The 11,407-nt window shown below is 72.8% G+C and carries 14 protein-coding genes; 6 read left to right on the top strand and 8 right to left on the bottom strand.

Annotated elements, in window-relative coordinates; translation table 11 throughout:
* Positions 1 to 9 precede the first annotated feature (9 nt).
* Both ACVKXF_RS05970 and ACVKXF_RS05965 read right to left on the bottom strand, forming a co-directional pair.
* Positions 10 to 99, bottom strand: a complete 90-nt coding sequence (locus tag ACVKXF_RS05970; protein ID WP_017887940.1) for a potassium-transporting ATPase subunit F — start codon at positions 97 to 99, stop codon at positions 10 to 12.
* Positions 96 to 266, bottom strand: a complete 171-nt coding sequence (locus ACVKXF_RS05965) for a hypothetical protein (protein WP_456795175.1) — start codon at positions 264 to 266, stop codon at positions 96 to 98. Before ACVKXF_RS05965 ends, ACVKXF_RS05970 begins: the two co-directional genes overlap by 4 nt.
* Before the next feature lie 93 nt (positions 267 to 359).
* Here ACVKXF_RS05965 and ACVKXF_RS05960 point away from each other — a divergent pair, with 93 nt between their 5' ends.
* Positions 360 to 710, top strand: coding sequence for a hypothetical protein (locus ACVKXF_RS05960; RefSeq protein ID WP_123937014.1), 351 nt, complete (start codon positions 360 to 362; stop codon positions 708 to 710).
* Between the two features lie 19 nt (positions 711 to 729).
* Here the strand turns inward: ACVKXF_RS05960 and ACVKXF_RS05955 are convergent, their stop codons facing one another.
* Positions 730 to 1,686 carry a helix-turn-helix transcriptional regulator gene (locus tag ACVKXF_RS05955; protein ID WP_456795174.1) on the bottom strand — a complete coding sequence of 319 codons (957 nt, stop codon included), beginning with the start codon at positions 1,684 to 1,686 and terminating at the stop codon, positions 730 to 732.
* 62 nt (positions 1,687 to 1,748) lie between these two features.
* On the opposite strand from ACVKXF_RS05955, the gene ACVKXF_RS05950 reads away from it, so the two are divergent.
* Both ACVKXF_RS05950 and ACVKXF_RS05945 read left to right on the top strand, forming a co-directional pair.
* The gene (locus tag ACVKXF_RS05950) at positions 1,749 to 2,168 is read left to right on the top strand and encodes a VOC family protein (protein ID WP_456795173.1); all 420 of its coding nucleotides are present in this window, start codon (positions 1,749 to 1,751) and stop codon (positions 2,166 to 2,168) included.
* A gap of 97 nt (positions 2,169 to 2,265) precedes the next feature.
* Positions 2,266 to 2,799 carry a hypothetical protein gene (locus ACVKXF_RS05945; protein WP_456795172.1) on the top strand — a complete coding sequence of 178 codons (534 nt, stop codon included), beginning with the start codon at positions 2,266 to 2,268 and terminating at the stop codon, positions 2,797 to 2,799.
* A 13-nt stretch (positions 2,800 to 2,812) separates the two neighbouring features.
* Here the strand turns inward: ACVKXF_RS05945 and ACVKXF_RS05940 are convergent, their stop codons facing one another.
* Positions 2,813 to 3,625 (bottom strand): putative RNA methyltransferase, encoded by an 813-nt coding sequence (locus tag ACVKXF_RS05940; RefSeq protein WP_456795171.1) that lies wholly within the window; start codon positions 3,623 to 3,625, stop codon positions 2,813 to 2,815.
* 35 nt (positions 3,626 to 3,660) lie between these two features.
* On the opposite strand from ACVKXF_RS05940, the gene ACVKXF_RS05935 reads away from it, so the two are divergent.
* The 3 genes from ACVKXF_RS05935 to ACVKXF_RS05925 all read left to right on the top strand — a co-directional run bounded on the left by ACVKXF_RS05935 (position 3,661) and on the right by ACVKXF_RS05925 (position 5,972).
* Positions 3,661 to 4,416, top strand: coding sequence for an SDR family NAD(P)-dependent oxidoreductase (locus tag ACVKXF_RS05935; protein WP_456795170.1), 756 nt, complete (start codon positions 3,661 to 3,663; stop codon positions 4,414 to 4,416).
* Between the two features lie 67 nt (positions 4,417 to 4,483).
* Entirely contained in the window at positions 4,484 to 5,422 is a 939-nt protein-coding gene (locus ACVKXF_RS05930) for an aldo/keto reductase (protein ID WP_456795169.1), read from the top strand.
* Between the two features lie 22 nt (positions 5,423 to 5,444).
* On the top strand, positions 5,445 to 5,972 hold the full coding sequence (locus ACVKXF_RS05925) for a GNAT family N-acetyltransferase (protein ID WP_456795168.1): 528 nt from the start codon (positions 5,445 to 5,447) through the stop codon (positions 5,970 to 5,972).
* On the opposite strand, the gene ACVKXF_RS05920 is transcribed toward ACVKXF_RS05925, so the two are convergent.
* The 4 genes from ACVKXF_RS05920 to ACVKXF_RS05905 all read right to left on the bottom strand — a co-directional run bounded on the left by ACVKXF_RS05920 (position 5,969) and on the right by ACVKXF_RS05905 (position 11,351).
* On the bottom strand, positions 5,969 to 6,181 hold the full coding sequence (locus ACVKXF_RS05920; RefSeq protein ID WP_148061724.1) for a hypothetical protein: 213 nt from the start codon (positions 6,179 to 6,181) through the stop codon (positions 5,969 to 5,971). The genes ACVKXF_RS05925 and ACVKXF_RS05920 overlap by 4 nt on opposite strands.
* 64 nt (positions 6,182 to 6,245) lie before the next feature.
* Positions 6,246 to 6,476 carry a hypothetical protein gene (locus ACVKXF_RS05915; RefSeq protein WP_456795167.1) on the bottom strand — a complete coding sequence of 77 codons (231 nt, stop codon included), beginning with the start codon at positions 6,474 to 6,476 and terminating at the stop codon, positions 6,246 to 6,248.
* 34 nt (positions 6,477 to 6,510) lie between these two features.
* A complete protein-coding gene (locus ACVKXF_RS05910) occupies positions 6,511 to 9,666 on the bottom strand; it encodes a GH92 family glycosyl hydrolase (protein WP_456795166.1) in 3,156 nt (1,051 codons plus the stop codon).
* Positions 9,667 to 9,713: 47 nt separating this feature from the next.
* Positions 9,714 to 11,351 carry a protein kinase domain-containing protein gene (locus ACVKXF_RS05905; RefSeq protein ID WP_456795165.1) on the bottom strand — a complete coding sequence of 546 codons (1,638 nt, stop codon included), beginning with the start codon at positions 11,349 to 11,351 and terminating at the stop codon, positions 9,714 to 9,716.
* Between the last annotated feature and the right edge of the window lie 56 nt (positions 11,352 to 11,407).

Here is an 11,407-nt window from a genome sequence, read left to right as displayed (position 1 = left end):
CGGCGCCCACTAGAACCGCTCCGGACGCACGAGCGCCCAGACGAGGTACACGACTGCGGCGATGCCGAGGACGGCGGCCGCGATGGTGATGCCGATCACAGCCGTTCCACCCCCTTGGCGATCAGTGCCACCACGCCGAACACGGCGAGGACACCGGCGACGACGAACACGTCGAACACGAGGGACTCCAGAAGGTCTGCGGTGTCCGCGCCGGGCGGCGCGGACGGCACCACGTGTGGTGCCGAGACCGATGCTGGGTCCTGCACCGGGCCTCCCGGCCGCTCCTAACGGTTTCCTCACGCCGCCCTGGCGGACGCATGCGCCCCGCTAACGCGCGCTCGCCGCCCTACGATCGGAGCATGGTGATCCCCGCTCCCCCGACCCGCCCTGGCACCAGGGCGTCCGCCGTGGCCGGGAGCCTGCTCACGACAGCCGTGGTCTCGATCGGTGCGCTGTGGGCGGTCGTCTTCGGGCCGCTGTGGCTCTTCGGTGAGCAGCGGCAGCTCCTGCTGTGGTTCTGGGCCGTGCCGCTGGCGTTCGTGCCGTGGCTGGCCGCGATCGCGGCGCTCGTCCTCGCACTGGTGGGGTGGTCGCGCGGGCGCGGGAGGAAGCGCGCGGCGCTCGCCGTCTGCTGCGCCGTGGTCGTCCTGCTGGCACCGATCGCGATGGTGTTCGGCCCGGGCAGCGCGCTCGTCGACACGTCGGTCTGAGGCCCGAACGGGTCCGCCTTCAGTCCGCGGTCGAGGCGCTGAGTCGTGCGGACAGCGCGCGGACCGAGCAGGCGAGGTCCTCGGGACCCTCGACGACGAAGTCGACGGCGAACCCCGCGAACGCGCCGGCGAGCCCCGGCCAGGACCACGAGCCGAGCGTGACCCGACTCCGCTCGTCGGGCAGGGACTCGACGACGGCGTCCTCGGGCAGGTACGGCGTGACGGTCCGGGCGTCGGCGGCCGTCATCGTCACCGAGCCGGTGCACGGCCACACGTCTGCCTGCGCCGATCCCTTGAACCGCGCCGATACGAAGGCCACGGGGTCGCCGCCGGGGACGGGTCGCGGCGTGAACGGGACCCGGGTGCGCATCCGCGGGGTGATCCGGTCGATGCGGTGCGTGCGCCAGTCGCCGCGGTCGAGGTCCCAGCCGAGCAGGTACCAGCGGCCGTTCCGCGCGACGACGGCGTGCGGTTCGACGCGGCGGGGTGGGTGCAGGTCGTCGTCGCCCGCGTACGTGAAGCGGAGGACCTCGTGCTGGTGCACCGCCTCGCTCACGGCGACGAGCACGTCCGGGTCGGTGCGGGTCCGGCCGGACGTCGTCACGGCCTGCACCGCGTCGACCCGCGACCGGAGCCGCGCGGGCATGACCTGCCGGACCGTCGCGAGCGCTCGGGCGGCTGACTCCGCGATGTCCGCTCCGGAGGCGGGTGCGACGGCGAGCGCCAGGGCGATCGCCACGGCCTGGTCGTCGTCGAAGAGCAGCGGCGGCAGGTCGGAGCCCGCTGCGAGCCGGTACCCGCCGGCGGGACCGCGCAGCGCTTCGACCCGGTACCCGAGCTCGCGGAGGCGGTCGACGTCGCGGCGGACCGTGCGGGGGCTGACCTCGAGACGGCCGGCGAGCTCGTCGCCCGGCCAGTCGCGGTGCACCTGCAACAACGACAGCAGCGCGAGCATGCGCGAGGAGGGTCCGGCCATGTCGATCATCCTCGTCGAAGAAGCGGACATGATCTGACCGCATTGCCGGTCATCCTCGTTCCATGAGCATCGAAACGACAACCCACCTCAACTTCGACGGCAACGCCCGCGAGGCCCTCGACTTCTACGCATCGGTCTTCGGCGGCGAGGTCACCGCCGCCACCTACGGGCAGATGGGCGCCCTCGACGATCCCGCCAGGGCCGACCGGGTCGTCTTCGGCCAGGTCGCCACCGACGCCGGGTTCCGGGTCATGGCCTTCGACGTCTGGCCCGGTCAGCCCTACGACCAGGGATCGAACGCCTTCTACGTGTTCGTGCACGGGGACGACGCCGCCGAGATCGAGCGGTACTGGGCCGTGCTGTCCGAGGGCGCCGAGATCCGGCAGCCGCTCGCCCCTTCGGCCTGGGCGCCACTCGCGGGGCAGCTCCGCGACCGGTTCGGCGTGGTCTGGCAGCTCGACGTCGCGGCGCCGACCGAGTGACGCGGCGGTGCGGGCCGGGACGGTCCCGGGCCGCACCGACGCTCGGACGTTTGTGAACCGCTTCCACACGGAAACCGGCCGCCGGTAGCGTGCTGGCATGCCCGAGTTCCGTCCGATGCCCGGCTACGAGCTCGGGGACGGATGGGTGGCCGCCCGCCGACGCCGCTCCCGGTTCGGCCGCGTGTGGCGCTGGATCGGGCCGCCGGTCGCGCTCGTCGCCGTCGTCGCTGCCGCGCTGCTGTTCCACTGGTACGCCGGCGTGGCCGACCAGGTCGAGTGGGAGTGCGCCGTGTCCACCTGCGGGACGAACGACCCGAGGTCCTTCGCACCGGAGGGGTGCTGGGTGCTCCTGGTACTGGCTGCGCTCGGCGTCGGACGGCTGCCGGGACGCTGGTGGTGGCGAGCCGGACTGCTGCTGGCGTTCGCCCTCGTCGCCGCGTGGTCGATCGACTGGTGGCGGATGCCCGGGATCGACCTCGGGCTGTTCGTGACGCCGATCGGGGCCGGGGGCGTCGGCGCCGTGCTGCTGCTCGCCCGGATCGGGATCGCGGTCGACCGTGCGCACGGGCGAGCCCACACCGCGCGCCGTCGGGCCGAACAGGGCAGTCCGCGGGACGTGGCCGAGCGCTGACCCGGTCGGGGGATCAGCCCGCGCGGCTCCACGTACTCACCGTCACGGCCGCGGTCACGCTCGTCGGTGCGAACTCCTGCTCGGGGTCGACGTGGTGGTGGCTCGGCCCCATGTGCACGACGTCGTGGACGTCCTCGGCAGACAGGTCCATCGTCCACGTCAGGTCCTCGGAGGACCGCAGCACGAACGACGGCGTGAGCGAGTCGTGCAGCCGCCGCTCCTTCTCGGGATCCACCGTGATGGTCGCCTCGGCCAGCTCCGCCAGGTGTCCGGTGCGCGGGGTCACCACCACGAGGAGGCCCTCGGGGTGCAGCACCCGCGCGTACTCCGTCTGGTTGCGCGGCGCGAAGACGTCCAGCACGACCGCGGCAGCGCCGTCGACGACCGGGAGGCGCTCGGTCACGTCCCCGACGACGGCTCCGGCACGTTCGTGGACGCGGGCCGCCCGTCGGATCGCGATCGCCGACAGGTCCAACGCGACCCCGAGCCTCCCGTCCGCCGCGCGCAGCGCATGCGCCAGGTACGTCCCCGGACCGGAGCCGACGTCGAGCACGATGCCGGACGCCGTCGCCTCGGCGACGACCGCGGCGAGCGCCCGCTCGACGGGCGCGTAGTGGCCCCGCCCCAGGAACCGCAGCCGGGCCTCGACCATCTCCGGGGTGTCCGCGGTGAGCGCCCGACGCTTCGCCGGCAGGAGCGTCAGGTGGCCCTGCTTCGCCTCGTCGAACCGGTGCCCGGTCACGCAGCCGACCTGGCCGCCGTCGACCCGGCCGAGCGGCTCGGCGCACACGGGGCAGGCGAGCATCGGCAGCAGGTCGTCACGCACCGGCCCAGCGTACGGGGCCTCGCTAGCCTGGCCGGATGTCGCTGCAGCAGCTCTTCGGTCTCGACGGACGCACCGCCCTGGTGACGGGAGGCAGTTCCGGCATCGGACAGGCGATCGCGGTCGCCCTGGCGGACGCGGGCGCGCACGTGCTCGTCGCAGCTCGGACACGGTCCACCATCGATGCGACGGTCGATGCCATCCGTGCCGCTGGCGGTTCGGCCGACGGCATCGTCGCGGACCTGTCCACGCGCGCCGGAGCACACGCACTCGCCGATGCGGCCGGCGACGTCGACGTCCTCGTGAACTCCGCCGGCATCAACCTCCGGCCACCGATGGCCGATCTCGACGAGGCCACCTGGGACGCCACGATGGCCGTCAACCTCGACGCGCCGTTCGTGCTCGGGCAGCGGCTCGCGCCCGGCATGGCCGCACGCGGGTACGGCCGCATCGTCTCGATCAGCTCGCAGCAAGCACACCGCCCCTTCGCCGCCAGCGGCGCGTACGGGGTCTCCAAGGCAGGTCTGGAGGCGCTGGCCCGGTCCCAGGCAGAAGCCTGGTCCGCGCAGGGGGTCACCTCCAACGTCCTCGTCCCCGGTTTCGTGCGCACCCCGCTCAACGAGCGGCTCAGCGCCGACCCCGCGGCGGTGTCGGCACTCGCGGCACGGACGCTGGTCGGGCGGAACGGCCTGGCGTCGGACTTCGCGGCGGCGGCGGTGTTCCTCGCCGGCCCCGGGTCGGCCTACGTCACGGGGCAGTCGATCGCGGTCGACGGCGGGTTCTCGGTCCACTAGGTCCTTCGGCGCCTGAGGTACTGGCAGGGCCTGCCTGTGCCCGGGACCGGCTGGCAGGATCGACGGCGTGAAGACACTGGAGTTGCCACAGACGGACCTCACCGCATCCGACGTCGTCGTCGGCCTGATGCGGATCAACGACATGAGCGACGAAGACATCCGCGCGCTCTACAGCGCCTCGCGTGACGCGGGCGTGAACATGTTCGACCACGCCGCGGTGTACGGCGAGTGGCACGGCTGCGAGGAGCGGTTCGGTGCCGCCGTGACGCTGTCGCCCGCGGAGCGCGCAGAGATCGTGCTGCAGACCAAGGTCGGCATCCGGCCGACGCCGAACGGTGCGTACTTCGACTTCTCGTACGAGCACATCCTCGAGTCGGTGGACGAATCGCTCGCCGCGCTGCAGACCGACTACGTCGACGTCCTGCTGCTGCACCGCCCCGACGCCCTGGTCGAGCCGGAAGAGGTCGCGAAGGCCTTCGACGAGCTGCACGCCGCCGGCAAGGTGCACCACTTCGGCGTCTCGAACCACACCCCCGGCCAGGTCGACCTGCTCAAGAAGCACGTCCGCCAGCCGCTCGCGTTCAACCAGGTACAGCTGAGCATCACGCACGCCAACGTCATCGCGCAGGGCCTCACGGCGAACATGGGTGGCCTCGACCAGTCGATCTCCCGCGACAACGACATCCTCAACTACTCGCGGATCAACGACATCACGTTGCAGGCCTGGTCGCCGTTCCAGAAGGGCTTCTTCGACGGCGTCTTCCTCGGCGACCGCGAGCAGTACGCCGAGCTGAACGACGTGCTCGAGGAGGTCGCCGCCGCACACGGTGTCACCCCGACCGGCATCGCGGTCGCGTGGATCACCCGCCACCCCGCGCACTTCCAGGTCGTCCTCGGCACGACGAACCCGCAGCGCGTGCGGGACTCGGCAGCCGGCTCGGACGTCGAAGTCTCGCGCGAGGAGTGGTACCGCATCTTCACCGCCGCGGGGCACACCGTTCCGTGAGTCGATCGGGCAGGGTGGGGTCGTGCTCCACGAACTCACCCTGCCCGTTCGCCTCTCCGCCCGCGCCGGTTCAGTGGTGGTGCGGAACGCGGTCGACAGCGACCTCGACGCCCTGATGACGTTGCTCTCCGACGACCCGATCAGTGCCGCTCGCGGGGACGTCGCCGCGCCGGAGGACCGCCCGCGGTACGCCGCGGCCCTTCGATCGATCACCGACGACCCGTCGAACGCGCTGCTCGTCGCCGAGGACGAGACCGGTCGGCTCGTCGGCACGCTGCAGCTCACCCGGATCCCGGGCATGGCTCGCCGGGGTTCGACGCGGTTGCTGGTCGAGGCCGTGCGGGTCAGCAGTGCACTCCGCTCGGGCGGCATCGGGAGTGCCCTGATGCGCTGGGTCACCGACGTCGCGGCCCCGGAGCTCGGGACGCCGCTCGTGCAGCTCACCTCGGACGCTGCACGGACCGATGCACACCGGTTCTACGAGCGCCTCGGCTTCACCGCGTCCCATGTCGGCTTCAAGTACCGCGTCCCCGGCGTCGGCGCGCGCTAGTCGTCGGAGGCGGAGCCGGCAGACCGCGGCGACGGCACGTGCACGTCGACCGGTGACACCCCGGCGGGGTCCGCGGAGGCGCCACCCACGACGTCGAACGAGATCCCGAGCATCGCCGGGTCCTCGTCGAGTTCGAGCCCGTCCTCCTTCGCCTGGTCCTCCGGGATTGCACGGCCACCAGACGGGTCCCACGAGTTCGCGATCGACATGCGCACGAGCATGCCCGAGCCGCTTGGCAATCGCCCAAGAAACCCCAGTGGACCCCCGGAACGGTCAGAGGTCGTCCGGGTGCAGCCGCTCGCCGGCCTGCGGGCGCCGGAACACCGGGCCACCGCCGGCCTCGTCCTCGTCGTGGTGGCTGACGGGCGAGACGCTCGGGTCGGCGGAGTCGTCGCCGACGGCGGCGCCACGGTCCTCCTCGATCTCGAGTTCCGCCTCGTCGGAGCCGTCCACGGGGATGGCGGCGCCCTGCTGTTCCGGATCGAACGGTGTGCTCATCGACATGGGCCGAGCATGCTCCGGCCCGGTGAACAACGCGTCAACGCTGTCCGTCCGCCGCGATCAGCTCGAGCTGGGTCAGCGCCACGTCGGTGCCCGCGGTGAAGACGAACGACGAGCCGCCGCCGATGATCCGGAACACCCGGGTCTGCCCGGCCCAGGTGAACTCGGCGCCGTCGACCGCCGTGACCGTTTCGCCGAGGGACACCTGCCACGAGTACGACCCCGGAGTCGCCACCGTCACCGTGTACAGCGAGGCGGCGGGGCAGTCCACGTCGAACGAGACCGACTCCCCCGCGGCGAGCGCCGACACCGTGCGCCCGGTGTCGTCGACCAGCGGCGACGCCCCGACGGGCAGCAGGTCGACGGGAGCATCGCGGTAGCCGTGCACCTCGGACGCCGACACCGGGCGGGTGTCCGACGCCCAGCCCTGCGGTTCGGGTGACAGCGTGAAGACGATGTGCGACGCCGACACCACCACGTGGTGCGGGATGCTGACCGACGTCCAGGGCGACCCGTCGACCGTCACCGACGCGACGTACGCACCTGCGGAACCGTCGGCGATCTCGATGACGGTGGGCGTTCCTCCCGGCTGCTGCAGCACCGTCCTGCGGACCGACGGCGGCACGAGCACGTAGGTGCCCGTGGACGGCGCAAGCGGGTACAGGCCGATCGTCGCGAAGACGTACCAGGCGCTCATCTCGCCGTTGTCCTCGTCGCCGGGGTAGCCCTGGCCGAGGTCGGAGCCGACGAACAGCCGCTCGAGCGATTCCCGCACGATGCGGTGCGCGTCGTCGTGCCGCCCGGTGAACATCGGGAAGAACGGGATGTGGTGCGCCGGCTGGTTGGACAGGCCGAGCATGCCCATCCGGACGTCGCGGGCCTCGGTCATCTCGTGGATCGGGAAGCCGTACGCGCCGGAACGGACGGTCGCACCGGTCTCGGGTGTCGCGAAGAACGCGTCGATCGCGGCGTCGAACCGGGCCGGCCCACCGTGCAGGTCCACGATGCCGGCCCCGTCGTGGGGTGCTGTGAAGGCCGTGCCCCAGGCGTTCGTCTCGGTGTAGTCGTCGCCCCAGTCGCGCGGGTCGAACTCGGTGCCGACGCGCCAGGAGCCGTCGGGGTCGCGGCCGATGAAGAACCCGCGCTCCGAGTCGAACACGTGGCGGTACTGCAGCGACCGGCGCGCGAACCACTCGGCTTCGGCCTCGTACCGGGACAGGTCGGCGGGCGTGCCCGCCCGCGACGCGAGCAGGCCCGCCATGACGGCGAGTCCCCAGTCGTTGATGGCGGCGTCCAGGGTCCAGGACATCCCCTCGGACGTCGCCGTGTCGACGTGGCCGCGGAAGGCGCCCGGGAGGCTCCCCTTCCGTCCGACCCGCTCGTCACGCGGCGGGACGGTCGCGTTCCGGACCGCGCTCCGGTACGCCTCGGCGAGGTCGAACCCGGTGATGCCCTTCGCCGCGAGGTCGGCGAAGACGGTGTCGCTCGTGGTGCCCGTCATGCAGTCCTCGGCGCCGGGGGCGCTCCAGCGCGGGGTCCACCCGCCGTCGTGGTGGTGCTCGACGAAGCCCTGCGCGAGCTCACCGGCGGTCTCCGGGGTGAGGAGCCCGAGGAGCGGCCAGGCGGTGCGGTAGGTGTCCCAGAACCCGTTCGTCGTGGTGAACGGCCCCTCGACGACCTCGGGTCCGGGCTCGTCACGGATCGGGTCGGCGAGGACGGCTCCGTACGGCGAGCGGTGGTGCGGCGATCCGGTCAGGGCGGTCTCGCCGGCACGGTTCGGGTAGAGGAACAGCCGGTACAGGCCGGAGTACAGGCTCGTCAGCTGGTCCGGGGTGGCTCCGTCGAAGGAGAGCGTCGCGAGCTTCGCCGTCCAGAGCGCCTCGGCGCGGGTGCACATGGTGTCGAAGGTGCCGGCGTCGTCGAGGTTCGCGCGGGCGTCCTCGATCGAGACCGTCGAGATGCCGAGCAGGACGTCGACGGGACGGCCGCCGTCCACGGTCAGCCAGCCGCGCAGCTCGTGCTCGCTGATGCTGGTGTGGTCCGCGGTCACGTGCGGGATCCGGACGTGCACGTGGTGCGGCGGGGTGCCGGGGCGGTCGTCGAGGACGGCCTCGACCACGGCGGTGCCGTCGGTGATCGTCACCGAGACGTCGGACACCCGGCCGTGGTGGTCGAGCACGATGCTGCGGGTCCCGGTGAAGCGGAACCCGAGGGCGAACTCCCCCGCGGTCATCTCGGCCGTGACACCCTGGTCGAGGGCGACGCTGTACCGGTGCGGACCGTCGCGTTCGTCGTCGTGGTCGAACCCGAGGGCACGTGCGGCCCGGTCGACGTCTGGGGTGTCGAGGGGTGACGGCATCACCTGGAACACGCCGCGGTCCCCCATCCACGGCGACGGGATGTGGCTCGTCGCGAAGGCCTGGATCGCCGGCCGGACCCGCCCGTCGGCCTCGGTACGGGCGTGCTCCTGGTACGCGTACGGCCAGCGGTTGCTCGACGCGTCGGTCATCGGCAGGCCGAACACACCGCCGTGCGGGACGCCGACGAGCGGGGCGTTGTTGCCGCGGGAGAACCGTGACGAAGCCTGCGTGCCGCGAGTGGTGCGGACGTGGTCGAGCGGCGTGGTCGGCGTCGGCCGAGCCGGGCCGATGCGGACGTCGTCGAGCCAGCCGCGCAGGGCTGGACGCTCGCCGTCGGCGTCCGACGGCTGCGTGTCGGAGCCGAGCCGGGCCTCCAGTCGGTCGACGACCCGCCCCGCGAACGACGTGAGGTCCACCGCGCGACGGTTCCACTGGTCGACCCACTGCTTGCGGGCCGTGTCCTGCGCGTCGGGCGTGAGCGCGTCGCCGTACTGGTCGCGTGCGTGTCCGCCGTGCGCGGTCTCCTGCTCGCTCAGTCGCGTGCCGTCCGTGAAGACGACGTCGACGGCGAAGGCCGTGGCGTCCCAGAAGTGCGGCAGGTCCGCCTCGGTGGGCTCGGCCGCGCCCTGCGGCAGCGTGCGCTCCGGGAACCAGACCCACGACAGCTCGTCGCCGGGTGCGACCACCCGGCCGCCGGAGCCGGGGACGAGCGCCACCACGGCACCGTCACCCGCGGGTCGTTCGACCAGCCACCCCTCCGCCGATCCGAAGCCGACACCGTTCCGCGCCGCGACGGCCGTCGTCGGCCCACCGCTCCGTTGCAGTTCTCGCACGGGTCCAGCGTATTTGGTCCAGCGTCTGGACGAAAACGCTCGGCGTGTCAGCCCTTGTTCTGCCCGGGGGCGTTCTCCGAGTTGCCGGGACCTGCGTCCGCAGACGTGTCGGTCGTCGTGTCGGCCGCGCCGTCGGCTGGGTCGGCGCCGTCCTGCGGCTCCTGCACCGGGTTCGAGACCGGCGCGCTCGGCTCCGGACCGACGGACGGCTCCTGGCTGGGCTCGGCGGGCTCACTCGGCTGCTCGGCCGGCTCGGACGGCTGCTCCGCCGGCTCGGAGGGCTGCTGCTCGGCCGGCTGACTCGGCTGCTGCTGCTCCTGGCTCGGCTGCTGCTCCTCGCTCGGCTGCTGTTCTTCCTCGCTGGGCTGCTGCTCGGTCGGTGCGGTCGAGGTCGTGTCCGTCGGGGCCGGTGTGCCGTCGTCGTCGCCGTTCAGCGCGAACACCGCGACCCCGATGCCGACCAGCACCAGGACGACCACGACGATCGCCGTGATGATCGGTCCCTTGCGTCGCTTCTCGCGCTTCGCCGGGTCGTCACCGGAGCCCGGTCGGACGGGCGGGGCCGCAGGGGGCACCCCGCCACCTCCGCCGGTCGGGCCGCCGGCGCCGCGCTGGGCACCGAGGACGGTGGTCGACACGTCGTCCGCCGCGTTCGGCTGCTGGGCGTCCATCACGCGGGTCGCGTCGTCCGCGCCCGGATGTCCACCCGGACGGGAGGCACCGCTCGCCGGCATCACGCGGGTCGCGTCGTCCGCGTGCGCGGCCATCGGAGCCGTGGCTGCGGCGGCGGCGCCGGCTGCGGCTGCTCCCGCTGCCGCGCCGGCGCCCGCTGCCGTCAGCGTTCCGGGGCCGCCAGGCAGGAGTTGCGTGGCGGCTCCGGGATCGTCGCGGCCCAGAGCGCGGAGTCGTTCGGCCGCCTCGCCCGCACTCGGCCGCTCGGACGGGTCCTGCGCCGTCATCACGTGCAGGAGCGTGCGCCAGGCCGTCGGCAGGTGCTGGTCGATCTCCGGGCTGCGGGTGAGTCGCGCGGTCGCGGACTCGATGGCGCTGCCCGGGAAGGGCGTCTTGCCCGTCAGGCACTCGAGCAGCACCAGCCCGAGCGCGTAGACGTCGGCCTTGCCGGTGATCTCCTGCGCCAGGACCTGCTCCGGCGCGAGGTACGCGGCGGTCCCCATCACCGTGCCCGTCCCCGTCACACGCGAGGCGTCACGCAGCAGGGCGATGCCGAAGTCCGCGAGCTTGACGTGGCTGCCGTCGCGCTCGAGGAGCACGTTGGCGGGCTTCACGTCGCGGTGGACGATGCCCTGCGCGTGCACGGCGCTCAGCCCGTCGGCCACCTGTGCGCCGACGCGGGCGGCGGTCGTGGGGTCGAGCGGTCCCTCGCGCAGCCGGGTGGCCAGGTCACTGCCGGGCACGAGTTCCATGACGAGGTACGAGTCGCCGTCGGCGTCGTCGAGGGCTGCGTCGTACAGGGTGACGAGGGCCGGGCTGCGCAGCGTCGCGAGGGTCTGGATCTCCGACTCGGCACGGGCGCGTTCACCGTGGTCGACCGGTCCGATGCGGAACACCTTGACGGCGACCTCACGTCCGAGCTGCTCGTCGACCGCCCGGTACACGGACGCCATGCCACCGTGTCCGAGCGTGCCCGTGACGCGGTACCTGCCGCCGAAGACCCGTTCTTCCATGACGGGCAACCTACCGGTAGCGGCTGACGGCGCTCTGCCGTTCGGGCGCGGCGGGG

This window comes from Curtobacterium sp. PvP017 (genome assembly GCF_054060195.1).
Note: the sequence above shows the minus strand (reverse complement) of the source record. Positions and strands in the feature narration are given on the sequence as shown.